The 18,832-nt window shown below is 72.0% G+C and carries 13 protein-coding genes; 9 read left to right on the plus strand and 4 right to left on the minus strand.

From position 1 onward, the window contains the following. Positions 1–54: 54 nt before the first annotated feature. From ACIRQH_RS30915 to serA, 4 genes are all read left to right on the plus strand, one after another. Positions 55–1,911 carry an acetolactate synthase large subunit gene (locus ACIRQH_RS30915; RefSeq protein ID WP_388869951.1) on the plus strand — a complete coding sequence of 619 codons (1,857 nt, stop codon included), beginning with the start codon at positions 55–57 and terminating at the stop codon, positions 1,909–1,911. 20 nt (positions 1,912–1,931) lie between these two features. After that, positions 1,932–2,459: an acetolactate synthase small subunit gene (ilvN, locus tag ACIRQH_RS30920; RefSeq protein WP_358819025.1), complete on the plus strand. Its 528-nt coding sequence runs from the start codon at positions 1,932–1,934 to the stop codon at positions 2,457–2,459. A 139-nt stretch (positions 2,460–2,598) separates the two neighbouring features. Then, complete coding sequence (gene ilvC / locus ACIRQH_RS30925; RefSeq protein ID WP_355867665.1) at positions 2,599–3,600, plus strand: ketol-acid reductoisomerase; 1,002 nt, start codon at positions 2,599–2,601, stop codon at positions 3,598–3,600. A 310-nt stretch (positions 3,601–3,910) separates the two neighbouring features. After that, positions 3,911–5,500, plus strand: coding sequence for a phosphoglycerate dehydrogenase (gene serA / locus ACIRQH_RS30930; RefSeq protein WP_388869945.1), 1,590 nt, complete (start codon positions 3,911–3,913; stop codon positions 5,498–5,500). A 122-nt stretch (positions 5,501–5,622) separates the two neighbouring features. Here serA and ACIRQH_RS30935 read toward each other — a convergent pair whose 3' ends face one another. Next, positions 5,623–8,598, minus strand: a complete 2,976-nt coding sequence (locus tag ACIRQH_RS30935) for an AAA family ATPase (protein ID WP_388869942.1) — start codon at positions 8,596–8,598, stop codon at positions 5,623–5,625. A gap of 148 nt (positions 8,599–8,746) precedes the next feature. Beyond that, positions 8,747–10,342 carry an MFS transporter gene (locus ACIRQH_RS30940; protein ID WP_388869939.1) on the minus strand — a complete coding sequence of 532 codons (1,596 nt, stop codon included), beginning with the start codon at positions 10,340–10,342 and terminating at the stop codon, positions 8,747–8,749. A 109-nt stretch (positions 10,343–10,451) separates the two neighbouring features. On the opposite strand from ACIRQH_RS30940, the gene ACIRQH_RS30945 reads away from it, so the two are divergent. After that, a complete protein-coding gene (locus ACIRQH_RS30945) occupies positions 10,452–11,042 on the plus strand; it encodes a TetR/AcrR family transcriptional regulator (protein ID WP_358819029.1) in 591 nt (196 codons plus the stop codon). 7 nt (positions 11,043–11,049) lie between these two features. On the opposite strand, the gene ACIRQH_RS30950 is transcribed toward ACIRQH_RS30945, so the two are convergent. Then, positions 11,050–12,432 carry an MFS transporter gene (locus ACIRQH_RS30950; RefSeq protein WP_388869936.1) on the minus strand — a complete coding sequence of 461 codons (1,383 nt, stop codon included), beginning with the start codon at positions 12,430–12,432 and terminating at the stop codon, positions 11,050–11,052. A gap of 46 nt (positions 12,433–12,478) precedes the next feature. On the opposite strand from ACIRQH_RS30950, the gene ACIRQH_RS30955 reads away from it, so the two are divergent. Then, positions 12,479–13,885, plus strand: a complete 1,407-nt coding sequence (locus ACIRQH_RS30955; protein WP_388869933.1) for a PLP-dependent aminotransferase family protein — start codon at positions 12,479–12,481, stop codon at positions 13,883–13,885. A gap of 11 nt (positions 13,886–13,896) precedes the next feature. Here ACIRQH_RS30955 and ACIRQH_RS30960 read toward each other — a convergent pair whose 3' ends face one another. Continuing rightward, on the minus strand, positions 13,897–15,132 hold the full coding sequence (locus ACIRQH_RS30960; RefSeq protein WP_404227980.1) for a PucR family transcriptional regulator: 1,236 nt from the start codon (positions 15,130–15,132) through the stop codon (positions 13,897–13,899). 164 nt (positions 15,133–15,296) lie between these two features. On the opposite strand from ACIRQH_RS30960, the gene ACIRQH_RS30965 reads away from it, so the two are divergent. From ACIRQH_RS30965 to ACIRQH_RS30975, 3 genes are all read left to right on the plus strand, one after another. Then, on the plus strand, positions 15,297–16,223 hold the full coding sequence (locus ACIRQH_RS30965) for a proline dehydrogenase family protein (protein WP_358819033.1): 927 nt from the start codon (positions 15,297–15,299) through the stop codon (positions 16,221–16,223). Between the two features lie 37 nt (positions 16,224–16,260). Then, positions 16,261–17,892, plus strand: a complete 1,632-nt coding sequence (gene pruA / locus ACIRQH_RS30970) for an L-glutamate gamma-semialdehyde dehydrogenase (protein ID WP_358819034.1) — start codon at positions 16,261–16,263, stop codon at positions 17,890–17,892. Positions 17,893–18,022: 130 nt separating this feature from the next. Then, a complete protein-coding gene (locus ACIRQH_RS30975; protein WP_358819035.1) occupies positions 18,023–18,565 on the plus strand; it encodes a GNAT family N-acetyltransferase in 543 nt (180 codons plus the stop codon). Positions 18,566–18,832: the final 267 nt, after the last annotated feature.

Below are 18,832 nucleotides of genomic sequence, written 5' to 3' on the forward strand. Positions count from 1 at the left end.
TCAGCAAACGCACACCGCACAAAAGTCGCAAAAACCCTCAGCATCGAGAAGAGAATGCCGATGACCGAGCAGGCCACCGGGGCCCACCATCCGCAGCCGCGGCCCCGTTCCGGAGGACAGCAGTCCGCACCCGAGCACGTCACGGGCGCGCAGTCCCTCATCCGCTCGCTCGAGGAGGTCGGGGCCGAGACCGTATTCGGCATCCCCGGCGGTGCGATCCTCCCGGCCTACGACCCGCTGATGGACTCCCGCCGTGTGCGGCACGTGCTCGTCCGGCACGAGCAGGGCGCCGGCCACGCGGCCACCGGCTACGCGCAGGCCACCGGCAAGGTCGGCGTCTGCATGGCGACCAGCGGCCCCGGCGCGACCAACCTGGTCACGCCGATCGCCGACGCCCACATGGACTCGGTGCCGCTCGTCGCGATCACCGGGCAGGTCGCCTCCAAGGCCATCGGCACGGACGCCTTCCAGGAGGCGGACATCGTCGGCATCACGATGCCGATCACCAAGCACAACTTCCTGGTCACCAAGGCCGAGGACATCCCGCGGACGATCGCGGAGGCCTTCCACATCGCCTCCACCGGTCGCCCCGGCCCCGTCCTCGTCGACATCGCCAAGGACGCCCTGCAGGCGCAGACCACCTTCCAGTGGCCGCCCACCCAGGACCTGCCCGGCTACCGCCCGGTGACCAAGCCGCACGCCAAGCAGATCCGCGAGGCCGCCAAGCTGCTCACCCAGGCCAAGCGGCCCGTGCTGTACGTCGGCGGAGGTGTCCTCAAGGCGCAGGCCACCGCCGAGCTGAAGGTCCTCGCCGAACTCACCGGAGCGCCCGTCACCACCACCCTGATGGCGCTCGGCGCATTCCCCGACAGCCACCCGCTGCACGTGGGAATGCCGGGCATGCACGGTGCGGTCACCGCCGTCACCGCGCTGCAGAAGGCCGACCTGATCGTCGCCCTCGGAGCCCGCTTCGACGACCGTGTCACCGGCAAGCTGGACAGCTTCGCTCCCTTCGCGAAGATCGTCCACGCCGACATCGACCCGGCCGAGATCGGCAAGAACCGCGCCGCCGACGTGCCGATCGTCGGTGACGCCCGCGAGGTCCTCGCCGACCTGGTCCAGGCCGTGCAGAAGGAGCACAGCGAAGGCAACACCGGCGACTACAGCGCCTGGTGGAAGGACCTCAACCGCTGGCGCGAGACGTACCCGCTCGGCTACGAGCAGCCCGACAACGGCTCGCTCTCGCCGCAGCAGGTCATCGAGCGCATCGGCCAACTCGCCCCCGAGGGAACGATCTTCGCGGCTGGCGTCGGCCAGCACCAGATGTGGGCCGCGCACTACATCCAGTACGAACAGCCCGCGACCTGGCTGAACTCGGGCGGCGCCGGAACGATGGGCTACGCGGTCCCGGCCGCGATGGGCGCCAAGGCCGGACAGCCCGACCGCACGGTCTGGGCGGTCGACGGCGACGGCTGCTTCCAGATGACCAACCAGGAACTGACCACCTGCGCCCTGAACAACATCCCGATCAAGGTCGCCATCATCAACAACGGCGCCCTCGGGATGGTCCGCCAGTGGCAGACCCTCTTCTACAACCAGCGCTACTCCAACACCGTGCTGCACAGCGGTCCGGACGCGGACGGCAAGCAGCCGAGCGCCGGCACCCGCGTCCCCGACTTCGTCAAGCTGTCGGAGGCGATGGGCTGTTACGCCATCCGGTGCGAGTCCCCGGACGACCTCGACAAGGTGATCGAGGAGGCGAACTCGATCAACGACCGTCCGGTCGTCGTCGACTTCATCGTCCACGAGGACGCGATGGTGTGGCCGATGGTCGCCGCCGGCACCTCCAACGACGAGGTCATGTTCGCCCGGGACGTCCGCCCCGACTTCGGCGACAACGAAGACGACTGAGAGAGAGCCGAGTCAGAACCATGAGCAAGCACACCCTCTCCGTCCTCGTCGAGAACAAGCCCGGTGTCCTCGCCCGGATCACCGCCCTGTTCTCCCGGCGCGGCTTCAACATCGACTCCCTCGCCGTCGGTGTCACCGAGCACCCCGAGATCTCCCGCATCACCATCGTGGTGAACGTGATCGAGGCACTGCCGCTCGAACAGGTCACCAAGCAGCTCAACAAGCTCGTCAACGTCCTGAAGATCGTCGAGCTGGAGCCCGGCGCCGCCGTTCAGCGCGAACTCGTTCTGGTGAAGGTGCGCGCCGACAACGAGACGCGTTCGCAGATCGTCGAGATCGTCCAGCTGTTCCGCGCCAAGACCGTCGACGTCTCCCCGGAGGCCGTGACCATCGAGGCCACCGGAGGCGCCGACAAGCTGGAGGCCATGCTCAAGATGCTGGAGCCCTTCGGCATCAAGGAGCTCGTCCAGTCCGGCACGATCGCGATCGGACGCGGGGCGCGTTCGATCACCGACCGGTCGCTGCGCGCGCTCGAGCGCTCGGCCTGAGCACCGACGGACGACACCGGTACACGGGCGGGCGGCACCCGCGGCCCGCCCGTATACCGAGACCCGAGAACTTCCCTTCCCCCGCCCGCCGTACGGTGGGACGCAACACCGGCAATACCGGATAACAAGGAGAACCCCAGTGGCCGAGCTGTTCTACGACGACGACGCCGACCTGTCCATCATCCAGGGCCGCAAGGTCGCGGTCATCGGCTACGGCAGCCAGGGCCACGCCCACGCGCTGTCGCTGCGCGACTCGGGTGTCGACGTCCGCGTCGGTCTGCACGAGGGCTCCAAGTCCAAGGCGAAGGCCGAGGAGCAGGGCCTGCGCGTGGTGACGCCGTCGGAGGCCGCCACCGAGGCCGACGTCATCATGATCCTGGTGCCGGACCCGATCCAGGCCCAGGTCTACGAGGAGTCCATCAAGGACAACCTCAAGGACGGCGACGCGCTGTTCTTCGGCCACGGCCTGAACATCCGCTACGGCTTCATCAAGCCCCCGGCCGGCATCGACGTCTGCATGGTCGCCCCCAAGGGCCCGGGCCACCTCGTGCGCCGCCAGTACGAGGAAGGCCGCGGCGTTCCGTGTATCGCGGCCGTCGAGCAGGACGCGACCGGCAACGGCTTCGAGCTCGCCCTGTCGTACGCCAAGGGCATCGGCGGCACCCGCGCCGGCGTCATCAAGACGACCTTCACCGAGGAGACCGAGACCGACCTGTTCGGTGAGCAGGCCGTCCTCTGCGGTGGCACCGCCGCCCTGGTCAAGGCCGGTTTCGAGACGCTGACCGAGGCCGGCTACCAGCCGGAGATCGCGTACTTCGAGTGCCTCCACGAGCTGAAGCTCATCGTCGACCTCATGTACGAGGGCGGCCTGGAGAAGATGCGCTGGTCGGTCTCCGAGACCGCCGAGTGGGGCGACTACATCACCGGCCCGCGGATCATCACGGACGCCACCAAGGCCGAGATGAAGCAGATCCTCGCCGAGATCCAGGACGGCACGTTCGCCAAGAACTGGATGGACGAGTACCACTCGGGCCTGAAGAAGTACAACGAGTACAAGAGCCAGGACGAGAAGTCCCTGCTGGAGACCACCGGCAAGGAGCTGCGCAAGCTCATGTCGTGGGTGAACGACGACGAGGCGTAAGCCGCGCGACGAGGGGCCGGGGCGGCACGCTCCGGCCCCTTCGTCGAACCCCGGGTAACCCCCGGGGCCGCGGTGTTGTCCATCCCGTCCAGCCACGGACGGGTGATCCTTCCGCGGAGGCGCAGGACGACCGCTTCGGCGCCACTACACTGCTGCACATCACCAACGCGTCAGGCCCACAGCGTCGTGCGTCTTCCACGCGGCTCGAGCGACCCCCCAGAAGTGCAGGCACGCCCCGGGGCCGCTACAAAACCCTCCACCGCCTGCGGCCGTCGGGACGGCCGTCCGCATTGGACTTGTGAGGACTCACGTGAGCTCGAAACCTGTCGTACTCATCGCTGAAGAGCTGTCGCCCGCGACCGTAGACGCCCTGGGCCCGGACTTCGAGATCCGGCATGTGAACGGCGCGGACCGCGCCGAGCTGCTGCCCGCCATCGCCGACGTCGACGCCATCCTGATCCGTTCGGCCACCAAGGTCGACGCCGAGGCGGTCGCGGCCGCCAAGAAGTTGAAGGTCGTCGCACGAGCCGGCGTCGGCCTCGACAACGTCGACGTGTCCGCCGCCACCAAGGCCGGCGTGATGGTCGTCAACGCCCCCACCTCGAACATCGTGACCGCGGCCGAGCTGGCCTGCGGCCTCCTGCTCGCCACCGCGCGCCACATCCCGCAGGCCAACACCGCGCTGAAGAACGGCGAGTGGAAGCGCAGCAAGTACACCGGTGTCGAGCTCGCCGAGAAGACCCTCGGTGTCGTCGGCCTCGGCCGCATCGGTGCGCTCGTCGCGCAGCGCATGTCGGCGTTCGGCATGAAGGTCGTCGCGTACGACCCCTACGTCCAGCCCGCGCGGGCCGCGCAGATGGGGGTGAAGGTCCTCACCCTCGACGAGCTGCTCGAGGTCTCGGACTTCATCACCGTGCACCTGCCGAAGACCCCCGAGACCCTCGGTCTCATCGGCGACGAGGCGCTGCACAAGGTCAAGCCGACGGTGCGCATCGTCAACGCCGCGCGCGGCGGGATCGTCGACGAGGAGGCGCTGTACGCGGCGCTCAAGGAGGGCCGCGTCGCCGGCGCCGGCCTCGACGTGTACGCGAAGGAGCCCTGCACGGACTCCCCGCTCTTCGAGCTCGACGAGGTCGTCTGCACCCCGCACCTCGGTGCCTCCACGGACGAGGCCCAGGAGAAGGCCGGTATCTCCGTCGCCCGCTCGGTGCGCCTCGCCCTCGCCGGTGAGCTGGTCCCGGACGCGGTCAACGTCCAGGGCGGCGTGATCGCCGAGGACGTCAAGCCCGGTCTGCCGCTCGCCGAGAAGCTCGGCCGCATCTTCACCGCGCTCGCGGGCGAGGTCGCGGTCCGTCTCGACGTCGAGGTGTACGGCGAGATCACCCAGCACGACGTCAAGGTGCTCGAACTCTCCGCGCTCAAGGGCGTGTTCGAGGACGTGGTCGACGAGACCGTCTCCTACGTCAACGCCCCGCTGTTCGCGCAGGAGCGCGGCGTCGAGGTCCGTCTGACCACCAGCTCCGAGTCGCCCGACCACCGCAACGTGGTCACTGTGCGCGGCACCCTCGGCGACGGCCAGGAGGTCTCGGTCTCCGGCACGCTCGCCGGCCCCAAGCACCTCCAGAAGATCGTCGCCGTCGGCGAGTACGACGTGGACCTCGCGCTCGCCGACCACATGGTCGTGCTCAGCTACGAGGACCGTCCCGGTGTCGTCGGCACCGTCGGCCGCATCCTCGGCGAGTCCGGCATCAACATCGCCGGCATGCAGGTCGCCCGCGCGGCCGTCGGCGGGGAGGCCCTCGCGGTCCTCACCGTCGACGACACGGTCCCGCAGAACGTCCTGACCGAGGTCGCCGAGGAGATCGGCGCCACGTCGGCGCGGTCCGTCAACCTCGTCTGAGGTCGAGGAGGCCTGAACAAGGCCTGTCCGTGAGGGCTTTGGCCCAGCGGCCGAGGGCCGGGTCACCCGAGGGTGACCCGGCCCTCGCGCGTTGTCCGGGTCACCCGGATCGCGCGGACACCTCAGGTGGAGGCGGTCGTCTCCGGCTCGATCAGACCCTCGCGGTAGGCGATGGCCACGGCCTCGGTGCGGCTCGCGGCGCCCAGCTTGGCGAGGATGTTCGACACGTGGACGCTGGCCGTCTTGCCGCTGATGAACAGCTCCTCGCCGATCTGCCGGTTGGTGCGCCCCCGGCCGAGCAGCCGCAGCACATCGCTCTCGCGGGCGGTCAGTGCCGCGATGCGGTCCCCGGCGGCCGGTGCGTCGGAGAGGCGACCGCGCCGGACCAGGGTGTCCACCGCCTCGCGCAGCGGCACCGCGTCCAGCCGCACGGCGGTGTCCCGGGCGGCACGCGCCTGTTCGGCGGCCTCCTCGCGGCGGTCGGCGGTGAGGAGCGCCTCAGCCAGCCGTCTGCGGCACCGGGCCAGCTCGTACGGATCGCCGTAGCCGAACGCCGTCACGGCCCGGTCCCAGGCGTCGACGTCCGGACCGGTGGCCGCGCGCACCCCCTCGGCCTCGGCGCGGGCCAGCCAGGCCAGTCCCTCGGGCCCCTGCTCGGTGCCGTCCTCGCCGCGCGCGGCGGTGCTCCGGGCCAGTTCCACCAGGTCCGCGGCGGTCTCCGCGGAGCGCTTCGCTGCCGCCGAGTCACCGGACAGGCGGGACTCCTCCGCCGCGTCCGCGACCGCCGCCAGCGTGAGCGCGGCGAGCCGCACCACCACGTCGGGCCGCTCGGAGACCGAGGCGTCGGTGAGCGCCTCGACCGACGCGTTCATCCGGCGGACGGCTTCCTCGGCGTCACCGCGCAGTGCCGCGGCGTCGGTCAGCACCACGCTCGCGACGAGCGTCGCCATCCAGTCGAAGGGCCGGTCCAGCAGCGCGCGGGCCCCGGCGGCGGCGGCGTCCAGCTCGCCGCGCGCCAGAGCGACGTACAGCGCGGGTCCGGTCGCGAACCCGCCCGCGGACGGGAGGAGTTCGGCGTCCTCGGCGGCGGCTCGCACGCACTCGTCCCAGCGGCCCATCGTGTACAGCAGCAGGGACTGCAGATAGCGCAGCTCCAGGGCGTACGGCGAGGAGAGGAGTCCGGCGCGGCGGGCGCGGTCGAGGCCGTCACCGATCCAGGTCAGGCACTCGTCCAGGGCGCCGGACTCGTAGCACCCGATGGCCAGGTTGAACAGGGCGCGCATCTCCACGGGGAGGTTCCCGGCGGTGCGGGCCAGTTCGCGGGCCCGGCGCAGCCGGTCCCGGCCCGGCGCGGTCCTCCGATTGTGTGGCTCCATGCCGACCAACGAGATGATCAAGTCGGCCTGGGCGTCGCCCAGTCGGAGCCGCTCGGCGATCTCCAGCGCCTGCCGGCCGACCCGCCCCGCGTCCTCTTCGCGCCCCACCTGCCGGGCGGCCATGACGTGGGTCGCCGCCGCCCACACCCAGGTGTACGAGGGCGGCTCGGCCGGGATCAGCGCGAGGGCCTCGCTGCTGTACGTGAACGCGTCGTTCAGGCTGTCGATCCGGATCAGGTTGCCCGCGAGGGTGTAGCGCACCCGCGCGGCCAGTTCGGAGTCGGTGTTCGCGCCGGCCCGGGCCAGCGCGGAGCGGGTGAGCTGGACCGCGCGATGGGGTTCACCGGCGCGGGCGGCGGCGGCCGAGGCGCGCAGCGTGAGCGTGACCGTGTCGCCGCTCTCGGGGCGGGCGGAGGCGTCCACCACCGCCCACAGTTCGAGCGCGGCCTCCAGATGGCGCAGCTCCTCGGCGGGCGCCCCGACGCGCTGGGCGTGGTCGGCGGCTTCGAGGGAGGCGGTCAGCGCGTCGGCCAGGTCGTGGCTCTCGCGGGAGTGGTGGGCGCGCTCCGCCGCGCTCTTCGCCGAACGGCCGTCCGCCGCGAGGAGTTTGGCGAACAGTCCGTGCAGCCGGACCCGCTCGCCGGGCAGCAGGTCCGCGTACACGGCCTCGCGGGTGAGGGCGTGCCGGAACGAGTACGCCCCGTCGTCGCCGGGCAGCAGCAGCTGGCGTCCGACCGCCTCACGCAGCGCCGACTCCAGTTCTTCCTCGGGCAGTTGTACGGCGTCACGCAGCAGGTCGTGTCCGACGCGGCGTCCCGCGACGGCCGCCGTGCGCAGCACCTGTTGGGCGGTCTCGGAGAGTTGCTCGATCCGGATGAGCAGGACGTCAGCCAGGCCGCTGGGCATGGCGGGGGAGCCGGAGGCGTCGTCGCCGGGCAGCGCGGCGAGCAACTCCTCGGCGTAGAAGGCGTTTCCCTCGGCGCTGTCGACGATGCGTCGGACGGTGCTGTCGGAGACGGGGCCGGTGCGCAGCGCGCGCACGAGCCGCGCCACGTCCGCGTCGGCCATCGGGCGCAGCTCCAGCCGGTCGACGGCGGGCAGCCGGATCAGCTCGGCGAGCAGCGGCCGCAGGGGGTGGCGGCGGTGCAGGTCGTCCGCGCGGTACGAGGCGAAGACGGCGAGGCGGCGGGGCGGCCCGCCGGGGGAGGGGCGTTGGAGGACGCCCCGGCTGAGCAGGAAGCGGAGCAGGTCGCGGGAGGACTGGTCCGCCCAGTGCAGGTCTTCGAGGACGAGCAGGAGGGGGGTCAGGTCGGCGAGGTCGGCGAGGAGTCCGGTGATGCCCTCGAAGAGCTGGAGGCGGCTGCCGGGGTCGGACGCGCTGCCGGTCCCGGCGGCCGTGCCGATCAGGCGGTCCACGGCGGGGTGCGCGGCGAAGGCCGGGGCCAGCCGGTCGTCGGCGGCCGCCGCGCCGAGGATCTCCGTGAACGGGAGATACGGCAGGCCCACGTCACCGAGGTCCACGCAGTGGCCGGTCAGGACGGTCATGCCGGCGGCGGACGCGTGCGCGGCGGCCTCCGTCAGCGTGCGGGTCTTGCCCACTCCCGCGTCGCCGGCCAGCAGGACGGCGCGCGGATCGCCGGCCGCGGCCCGTTCCAGCACGCCGGTGAGGCGGGCGAGTTCGTCCTCCCGGCCGATGAACGGCGTACCGAATGTCTGTGCCACGTGCCCATCCTGGCACGCCTGCCGACAAGGCCCGGTGAGTTTCCCGCGCCTCCGGGCAGGGACGCTGCGATGCCGGGCGGGGCCGGAGTGCTCCGGCCCCGCCCGGCGGGTGGGTGGACGCGTCCGGCGCGGGGCCGGCGCGAGGGGGTCAGGCGGTCACCTCCCCGGCGGCCGTCCCGGGGGCCAGGGGTCCGGGTGCCGGCGCCTCGGACGCGGTTCCGGCCGCACCGACCGCGACCTTGCGGAGGCCGGCCTCGGCGAGCAGCGCGGCGGCCAGCAGCAGGACCGCGCCGGCCACCGCCGCCGCCTGCATGCCGTGGGTGAAGGCCTCCCGTGCGGCGGCCGTCAGGGCCTGGCCCGCGTCGCCCGGCAGCTGCCCCGCGACGGCCAGCGCGCCGCCCAGCGTCTCGTGGGCCGCGGCGGGGGCGGCGGCCGGGATGTCGTGGCGGTAGACCGCGGTGCCGACGGAGCCGAGGACGGCCATGCCGAGGGCGCCGCCGAACTCGGCGCCCGTCTCCAGCAGGGAGGCCGCGGAGCCCGAGTTGCCGAGCGGGACGGTGCCGAGCGCCAGGTCCATCATCTGGGACATCACGGTGACGATGCCCGAGGCGAGGACGCCGGCGCCGGCCAGGACCAGCCAGAGCGAGTCGGTGCCGGCGAGGGCCAGCAGGGCGTATCCGCCGGCGGCGACGGCGAAGCCACCGGCGACGACGTGGGCGCGGTGCACGCCCTTCTCGACCAGTTGCGCGGCGACGGGTGCGGCCACACCGACCAGGACCGTGGGGAGCAGCGACCAGAGGGCGGCCGACATGGAGCTCTTGCCGAGCACGGACTGGAGGTACTGCGTGGTGAAGAAGGCCGAGCCCATCATGCCGAACGAGGAGACGAGGTTGAGGACGACGGCGGGCGCGAATCCCCGGCCGCGGAAGAGGGCGGGGGAGATGAGAGGGGACTTCGCGGTGCGCTGGCGCTGGACGAAGAGGGCGGCGAACAACAGTCCGACGGCGATCGAGACGACGTAGCGCACGTTCCAGCCCTCGGAGGGGATCTCCTTGATGCCGTAGATCACCGGCAGGACGGCCGCCATCGACAGCGGCACGCTGACCAGGTCGAAACGGCCGGGCTCCGGGTTCCTGGACTCCGGCAGCAGGAACGGGCCGAGGACCAGCAGCAGCACCATCGCGGGCAGGTTGACCAGGAAGACCGAGCCCCACCAGAAGTACTGGACGAGGACGCCGCTCATCACCGAACCGAGCGCGATGCCGCCGGTCATGACGCCCGACCACAGTCCGATCGCCTTCGCGCGCTGCCCGGGGTCGCTGAACATCGTGCGGACGATCGCCATGGTGGACGGCATCAGGGTCGCGCCGCCGACCCCGAGGAGCGCGCGGGCGGCGATGAGGGTCTCGGCGCTGTTCGCGTAGGCGGCCAGGGCGGAGGCGGTGCCGAAGGCGGCGGCGCCGATCAGCAGCAGCTTGCGTCGCCCTATGCGGTCGCCCAGGGAGCCCATGGTCATCAGCAGGCCGGCGAGCACGAACGCGTAGATGTCGAAGATCCAGAGCTGCTGGGTGCCGCTGGGCTCCAGGTCCGCACTGATCGCGGGGATCGCGAAGTACAGGACGGAGACGTCCATGGAGACCAGGAGCAGCGGAAGCATCAGTACGCCGAGGGCGGTCCACTCTCGGCGGCCGGCCAGGGCGCCGGGAGCGTCGGAGGCGGGAGTCGTGATCGTCGGGTTCGTCATGACGGGGACTGTACGGGCGTCATAAACGCTTGTCTAGTACGTTCGTATAAGACAATCGTATGGGACGTCGGTATAGGACGGTTGTCTGAATCGCGGTACGCTGGCCGGCATGGGACACCGTGAGGATCTGCTCGAAGGCGCCAAGCGCTGCCTGCTGGAGAAGGGCTTCGTGCGCACCACCGCGCGCGACATCGTCAAGGAGTCGGGGACGAACCTGGCGTCCATCGGCTACCACTACGGGTCGAAGGACGCGCTGCTCGCCACGGCGTACGTGGATCTCATCGCCAACATCGGTGACACGTTCGGCGCGTTCGCGACGGCCGACACCGCGAGCGCGGCCGGATCCCTGGAGCGCTTCCAGGAGGCCTGGGAGAGCATCACCCGGTCGTTCGTCAAGGAGCGGCCCATCTGGATGCTCACCTTCGAGGTGATCACCAACTCGGACCGGCTGCCCACGGTCCGCGAACACCTGGCGAAGGCCTCCGACGAGGGCCGTCGCGGGCTCGTCCCGCTGCTGGCCGGCGGAGCGGAGGCCGACGTGGACGACGCCACGCTGCGTTCGCTCGGCGGCTTCTACCAGGTCCTGCTCAACGGGCTCAGTGTTCAGTGGCTCTTCGACCCGGACTCGGCGACCGACGCCGCCGAGCTGACCGAGGGGCTGCGCCGGGTGATCGACGGGGTGGCCCGCTCCGGAAGTTGAAAGCTCGTCAGTTGACTTCGGAAGAAGGGGACTTCGCCGTCCGCAGGGCCGACGGCGGGGGAGTGGTCTCCGCTCCCCGGTCCCGGAGCGCCGGGATCAGGGCGGCCGACATCAGGACGCCGGTGACGGCGAACGCCGCCGGGTAACCGGTCGCCCCGGCCAGCGTGCCGAAACCGACCGCCCCGACGCCCATCCCCCCGTCGTACGCCAGGTTCCACAGCGCGCTGACGGTGCCGTAGCCGGACGCCGGGACCCGGGTGTACATCAGGGCCAGCGTGGCGTTCTGGGCGATGCCGAAGCCGGTGCCGAAGACGGCGACTCCCGCCAGGACGGCGACCGGGCTGCCGGTGAACGCGGTGATCACCATGCCACCGGCCGACAGGAGCAGCCCCGGCACCACGAGCCGCGCGGGCCCGTGCCGGTCCCCGAACCGGCCGGCCGCCCAGCGGGCCGCCGTCGACGCGGCGGGCTGCACGAAGAGGGCGGTCGCGACGATCCCGGAGGACGCCGCGGGGACGGCGAGCGGCAGGAACGTGACGAGGATCCCGGTCGCCAGGGCCGTCGTCGCGAAGACGGCCGCGGGCCGCGCGAGGGCCCCGGTGCGCAGCGCGGCCACCATCCCCACCGGCTTCTCCGGCGAGGCCTCCCGGCCGGGCAGACCAGGCACCGACGCGACGGCGGCCAGCGCGGCCACGCCCGCCGCCACGGCGACCGGGGTGAAGCCCACGTGCGCGGCCAGCCAGACGCCCAGCGGCAGGGCGATCAGCGACGGTACCCCGGAGACCACGCCCACCAGCGCCAGCCCCTCGCCCCGTCGCCCGGCCGGAATCAGCGTCGCGGTCAAGGCGCCGCCCGCGACCAGCGTGAGCGCGAACCCCAGACCGCGGACCAGGCAGACCGGCACGATCCACACCAGGGAGTGCGAGACGGTCAGTACCAGGGCGGGAGCACCGAGCAGACAGAGGCCGGCGACCAGCGCGACGCGGTAGCCGTAGCGGGCGACGAAGCGCGGAGCGGCCAGTTCACCGAGAACCGTGGCGAGCATCAGCGCGCCGGTGGCCGGGCCCGCCCCCGACGCCGTGGTGTAGACGGGCACGACGGACAGCAGCAGGAAGAAGCTCACCGAGGAGCCGACCAGGCTCACGAAGCGGAGCAACAGGGGTCGGGTCACCAACGGCGGCCGGGCGGCGGCGAGTTCGGCCGAAGCCGCCCCGGCCGCACGCGCCGCCCCGTCCCCGGGGGCCGGAGCCTTCGAGGGAGCGGCCGGCGCGGGCACCCGGCTCGGCACCTCCGCGGCCGACGGAGCCGCGGACACGGCCGGAACGGCCGGGGCCGGCGAGGTCGCAACCGGGTTCGGCGGGGGCGTCTGCTGCTCCGGAGAAGTCGTCATGGCATCACGCTAGGTTCCGGCCGGACCGCCGGTAAGCTCCAATTCCATGCCGCCGCAGTGGGCCGGTCTGTCACCCGAGCTGCTCCTGTCCATCGACCGGGACAGTGGCGAGCAACTGCGCGCCCAGCTGGAGCGGCAACTGCGCGACGCGATCCGCACCGGCCGCCTCGACGCGGACGAACGTCTCCCCTCCTCCCGTGAACTCGCCCGCGAACTCGGACTGTCACGCGGCCTCGTGCAGGACTGCTACGCCCAACTCCAGTCCGAGGGCTACCTGGTGACCCGGGTCGGCTCCGCCACCCGGGTCGCCGCGGGCGCCCACGTCCCGCCCGCGCCCGCCGCACCACGGCCCTCGGCCCCGCGCCTCATCGCCGACTTCCGGCACGGCGTCCCTGACCTGGGCAGCTTCCCGCTCGCCGACTGGCTCCGGGCACTGCGCGAGGCGGGCCACGCCATGCCGACCGCTGACCTCGACTACGGCGATCCACGGGGGAGCCGGGTGCTGCGCGAGGTGCTGGCCGGCTATCTGCGCCGCGTGCGCGCCGCCGCCGCCGACCCCGAGCGGATCGTCGTCTGCTCCGGATACGCGCAGGGGCTCGGGCTGACGCTGCGCAGCCTGGCCGGCGCCGGGGTGCGGGTCGTCGCCCACGAGGATCCCGGCGGCCCCGCCACCGCGAGGGCCGCCGCCGGGGCCGCGGGCCTGACGGCAGTGCCCGTCCCGGTCGACGAGGACGGCATCGACGTCGCCGCGCTCGACGCGAGCGGAGCCCGGGCCGTCGTCGTCACCCCCGCGCACCAGTGGCCCACCGGCGTCGTCCTCGCCCCCGCACGCCGGCTCGCCCTCATCGACTGGGCCATGCGCCGGGACGCGTACGTCATCGAGGACGACTACGACGCCGAGTTCCGCTACGACCGGGAACCGGTGGGCGCGCTCCAGGGGCTGGCCGCGGACCGAGTGGTGTCGATCGGCACCGTCAGCAAGTCCCTCGCCCCGGCGCTGCGCATCGGGTGGCTGCTCTGCCCGCCCGCACTGCTCACCCCGGTCACCGAGGCCAAGCGGCTCACCGACCGTGGCTCCCCGGTCCTGGACCAGCTCGCGCTCGCCCGGCTGATCGAGTCCGGCCGCCACGACCGCCACCTGCGCCGTATGCGCACGGTGTACGCGGCCCGGCGTACGGCCCTGGTCGACGCGCTCGCCGCCCACGCCCCGGAGGTCCGGCTGACCGGACTCGCCGCCGGGTTCCACGCGGTCCTCCATCTCGCGGAGACGGCCGACGAACGGTCCGTCGTCGCCGCGGCCCGCGCGCGCTCCGTCGGCCTGTACGGCATGAGCGACTGCCGCACCGGTCACGGGACCACACCGCCCCGACTGGTGCTCGGCTTCGGCGATGTGGGGGAGCGGGCGATCACCGAGGGTGTGGCGGCCGTCGGCGACCTCCTGACCGGCGGCTGAGACCGCTCCGGCTAGAGCCTGGCCCCCTTCAGCGCCATGTGCAGCAACAGGCGGTCCTCGCCGTCGTCCAGGTCGAGGCCGGTGAGCTGTTCGACGCGGGACAGGCGGTAGTAGAGGGTCTGGCGGTGGATGCCCAACTCCGCCGCCGTGCGCCCCGCCTGGCCCGCGAGGTCGAGGAACACCTCTGCGGTGCGCGCCAGTTCACGGTGGACGGGAGCCAACAAGGCCTGCACGACGGGATCATGGGCCGCCTCAGGGGGCAGCGCGGTGAGCAGCCGGTAGGGTCCGATGGCGCCCCATTCGGCGACCGGTCCGAGCCGTGGTTCGGCCAGCGCGGCCCGCGCCGCGGAGGCCGCCTCCTGCCAGCCGGCCCCCAGCTCGCCGAGCCCGACCCGCGCTCCGGAAATCCCCGCGGCGGCCCGCCCGCCCCCGCTGCCCGGTCCCGCGCCGGCCGCGCCCTCGCCCCGTCCCCCCTCCGCCTCCCGCACGAAGCGGGTGGCCGCGGTCAGCGCCGGCGTCAGGACGTCCGCGCTGCGCAGCCGCACCAGCAGCGCGAGACTCTGGCCCGTGGTGCCCCACGGGACGGTGCACAGGGCGGTCGCGCCGGGCACCGTGCGGGCCGAGGGGGCGTCGTCCGGGTCGGCCGAGTGCCACGGAGCGACGCACACCACCGTGTGCAGGCCCTCGCCGCGGGCCCCGAGCGCCGTGCGCAGCTCGGCCACCGCCATGTCGCGCTGCCAGCCGCGCTCGGCGGTCAGGACGGCGCGCAGCTCACGGGTGAGGTCGGCGCCCGCCTGCGCCTCGTCCGCGAGGAGGGCACCGATGCGCGAGGTCACCTGCATGGCCGCGGCCAGCTGCGCGTCGGTGGGGCCCGGGTCGTCGTCGAGCAGCCAGACGTAACCGAGCACGACACCCCGATGGCGCACCGGCAGACAGATCCGACCCCGGTAGACCCCGGCCTCCGGGGTGGGCGGGATACGGACGGGGCCGGAGGCGCGGGTGATGCCGAACCCCTCGAACCAGGTCCGCACCGTGGTGGTGGAACGGCGCGTCAGGATCGAGCGGGTGCGCACCGGGTCGAGCGCCGAGGGGTCGAGGTCGCCCTCACTGTCGTACGCGCCGAAGGCGATCAGCTCGAAATCGCGGTTCTCCAGCGTCGCGGGCACGCCGAGGAGCGCCGAGATCTCGTCGACCAGCTCCTGGTAGTCGCCTCTGTATTCACCGCTCACCCGGGCATTCTCCCGCATTTCAGCGAGCCCTTCATACATTTGTCTGAGATCCGGGGAACGGATGCGTGACAGGTGTCGATGGCCCAGGATCGAAGAGATCCCTAGGTTTCACGGTGGTTCTCCGTGCCGTACCCGAATCTTCGGGATTCGGCCTCCTGCTGGCCTTGTTGTGGAGGTGCCCCGTGCTGGGTCCCGTGATTCTCGCCGCTTCGCGCAGCGACAAGATGCGCCGTCTGATCTCGGCCGCCCCGGTGACCAAGCCGGTCGTCGACCGTTTCATCCCCGGTGAGACCGTCGACCAGGTCGTCCCGATCATCAAGGACCTGACGGCCAAGGGCCTGGAACTCACCATGGACGTCGTCGGTGAGGACATCACGACGCCCGAGCAGGCCGCCGCCGCGCGGGACGCCTACCTGGCGCTCGTCGACCACCTGAAGGAGCTGGACCTCGGCACCCGCGCCGAGATGTCCGTCAAGCTCTCCATGTTCGGCCAGGCGCTGGAGGGCGGCCACGAGCTGGCCCTCGCCAACGTCCGCCCGGTCGTCGAGGCCGCCGCCGCCATCGGCACCACCGTCACGCTGGACGCCGAGGACCACACCACGCTCGACTCGATGTTCGCCATCCACGAGGAGCTGCGGAAGGACTTCCCGCAGACCGGCTGTGTGATCCAGGCCTACCTGTTCCGCACCGAGGCGGACGCCCGCCGCCTCGCCGAGAGCGGCAGCCGCGTCCGTCTGGTGAAGGGCGCCTACAAGGAGCCCGCCGAGGTCGCGTACCAGCAGAAGGCCGAGACCGACAAGGCGTACGTCCGGATCCTGAAGATCCTGATGGAGGGCGAGGGCTACCCGATGATCGGGTCCCACGACCCGCGGATCATCTCCATCGCGCAGGAGCTCGCCCGCAAGGCCGGGCGCAAGCTGGACGAGTACGAGTTCCAGATGCTGTACGGCATCCGCAGCGACGAGCACCTGCGGCTCGCCGCCGAGGGCCACCGCATGCGCGTCTACACGGCGTACGGCACCGACTGGTACGGCTACTTCATGCGTCGGCTCGCGGAGAAGCCGGCCAACCTGCTCTTCTTCGCTCGCTCGATCCTCACCAAGGGCTGAGACCGAAACCCGCTCGACTCAAGGAGTTACGGAACCCATGGACGCTGTGACCCAGGTCCCCACCCCCGTCAACGAGCCGGTGCACGGCTACGCCCCCGGCTCGCCCGAGCGTGCCCGGCTGGAGGCCAAGCTCAAGGAGCTGGCCGAGAACCCGATCGAGCTGTCGATGACCATCGGCGGCGAGAAGCGGCTCGGCGGCGGTGAGCGCTTCGAGGTCGTGCAGCCGCACAATCACAAGGCCGTCATCGGCACGGGCGCGCACGCCACCCGGCAGGACGCCCAGGACGCCGTCGACGCCGCCCTCGCCGCCGCCCCGGCCTGGCGCGCGATGTCCTTCGACGACCGTGCCGCGATCATCCTGCGCGCCGCCGAGCTGCTCTCGGGTCCCTGGCGCGAGACGCTGGCCGCGTCCACCATGCTCGGCCAGTCGAAGACCGCCCAGCAGGCCGAGATCGACACTCCCTGCGAGCTCGTCGACTTCTGGCGCTTCAACGTCCACTACGCCCGCCAGATCCTCGCCGAGCAGCCGCCGGCGAACTCCCCGGGTGTGTGGAACCGCATGGACCACCGCCCGCTGGAGGGCTTCGTCTACGCGATCACGCCCTTCAACTTCACGGCGATCGCGGGCAACCTGCCCACGGCTCCGGCGCTCATGGGCAACGTCGTCGTCTGGAAGCCGTCCCCGACGCAGACCCACGCCGCCGTGCTGCTGATGCAGCTCCTGGAGGAAGCGGGCCTGCCCAAGGGCGTCATCAACCTCGTCACCGGTGACGGCATCGCGGTCTCCGAGGTCGCCCTGGAGCACCGCGACCTCGCGGGCATCCACTTCACCGGCTCGACCAAGACCTTCCAGTACCTGTGGAAGACGGTCGGCAACAACATCGAGAAGTACCGCGCGTACCCGCGTCTCGTCGGTGAGACCGGTGGCAAGGACTTCGTGGTCGCCCACCCGTCGGCCGACCGCGGGGTCCTCAAGACCGCCCTGACCCGCGGTTCCTTCGAGTACCAGGGCCAGAAGTGCTCGGCGAGCTCCCGCGCCTACATCCCGGCCTCCATCTGGAACTCCGGTTTCAAGGAGGAGTTCGCGGCCGAGGTCGACTACCTGACCATGGGTGACGTCACCGACCTGTCGAACTTCATCGGCGCGGTCATCGACGAGCGGTCCTTCGCCAAGAACAAGGCGGCCATCGACCGCGCGAAGGCCGACCCGACCTGCACGATCGTCGCGGGCGGCACGTACGACGACTCGGTCGGCTACTTCGTGCGCCCGACCGTCGTCGAGTGCTCCGACCCGGAGAACGAGGTCTTCACGACCGAGTACTTCGGCCCCTTCCTCGCCGTCCACGTCTACGAGGACGAGAAGTACGACGAGATGCTGACCCAGATGGAGTCGGCGTCCGACTACGCGCTCACCGGCGCGGTCATCTCGGGCGACCGCGCGGCGACCGCGTACACGATGGAGAAGCTCCGCTACGCGGCGGGCAACTTCTACATCAACGACAAGTCGACCGGCGCCGTCGTCGGCCAGCAGCCCTTCGGCGGCGGCCGCTCCTCCGGCACCAACGACAAGGCCGGCGCCCCGCAGAACCTGATGCGCTGGACGCTGACCCGCGCCATCAAGGAGACGCTGGTCGCGCCGACCGACTACGGCTACCCGCACATGGGCTGACACCCCGTCACCGACTCCGCCCCCGCCCACGGTCTCCCCCGTCCGTGGACGGGGGCGGTTCCATGTCCGCACGCGGCGAACTCCGCGGCGAGGGGGCCCGATTCCCGTCCGCCGTGTGAATACTGGCCGCATGGCCATCCGACTGAGGACCGCCCATACCGCGGACCTCGCCCCCGCCGAACTCCGCGCCGCCCGCACCCTCCTGGAGGACGCCTTCGACGGCGACTTCCGCGACGAGGACTGGGACCACGGACTCGGCGGCCCGCACGTCCTCGTCCACGACGACCGGGGGCTCGCCGCGCACGGCTCGGTGATCCAGCGGCGCGTCCTGCACGCCGGACGCTCGCTGCGCGTCGGCTACGTGGAGGCGGTCGGCGTCCGCGCGGACGTGCGCCGCACGGGGCTCGGCGGGCGGGTGATGGCCGAGCTGGAGCGGATCATCGAGGGCGCCTACCCACTCGGCGCGCTCTCCGCCAGCGAGGACGGCGCCGCCCTCTACACGGCGCGCGGCTGGCAGCTCTGGCCGGGCCGTGTCTGTGCCCTCGCCCCGGACGGCGTCGTCCGCCTCCCCGACGAGGAGGGCACCACCTTCGTCCGCCCCGGCACCGCCCTCGGCCCCCTCGACCCGTCACACGACCTGGTCTTCGACTGGCGCGACGGCGACGTGCTCTGACCGGAGCGGACGCGGACAGCCGCCCCCGCGGCGGGTGACGCGGCGCGGACCGTCGGCCCCGGCGGGCCGCGAACGGTCGCCCCTGGTCGGAGCGGTGTGACCCGGTCCGCCGTCTCAGATAGTAGGAAGTCCGAGTAATTGTAGAGACAGATGCGCGCTCCTCACCTAGTTTTGTAGGAGCCGAACGTCTCGCTCGACCAAGCGAATGGCGGTCGTGAGCCGGAGCCCCTGGCAGGCAACCCCTGCGGCCCCGCTCCCCGCCCCTTC

The sequence above is a fragment of the Streptomyces sp. NPDC102279 genome, assembly GCF_044766365.1.
Lineage (GTDB): Bacteria > Actinomycetota > Actinomycetes > Streptomycetales > Streptomycetaceae > Streptomyces.

Bases quoted from the DNA above. Each gene is read 5' to 3' on its own strand.
- ACIRQH_RS30915 (WP_388869951.1), top strand. From the start codon at position 55: ATGCCGATGACCGAGCAGGCCACCGGGGCCCACCATCCGCAGCCGCGG.
- ilvN (WP_358819025.1), top strand. From the start codon at position 1,932: ATGAGCAAGCACACCCTCTCCGTCCTCGTCGAGAACAAGCCCGGTGTC.
- ACIRQH_RS30940 (WP_388869939.1), bottom strand. From the start codon at position 10,342: ATGACGAACCCGACGATCACGACTCCCGCCTCCGACGCTCCCGGCGCC.
- ACIRQH_RS30945 (WP_358819029.1), top strand. From the start codon at position 10,452: ATGGGACACCGTGAGGATCTGCTCGAAGGCGCCAAGCGCTGCCTGCTG.
- ACIRQH_RS30950 (WP_388869936.1), bottom strand. From the start codon at position 12,432: ATGACGACTTCTCCGGAGCAGCAGACGCCCCCGCCGAACCCGGTTGCG.
- ACIRQH_RS30955 (WP_388869933.1), top strand. From the start codon at position 12,479: ATGCCGCCGCAGTGGGCCGGTCTGTCACCCGAGCTGCTCCTGTCCATC.
- ACIRQH_RS30960 (WP_404227980.1), bottom strand. From the start codon at position 15,132: ATGCGGGAGAATGCCCGGGTGAGCGGTGAATACAGAGGCGACTACCAG.
- pruA (WP_358819034.1), top strand. From the start codon at position 16,261: ATGGACGCTGTGACCCAGGTCCCCACCCCCGTCAACGAGCCGGTGCAC.
- ACIRQH_RS30975 (WP_358819035.1), top strand. From the start codon at position 18,023: ATGGCCATCCGACTGAGGACCGCCCATACCGCGGACCTCGCCCCCGCC.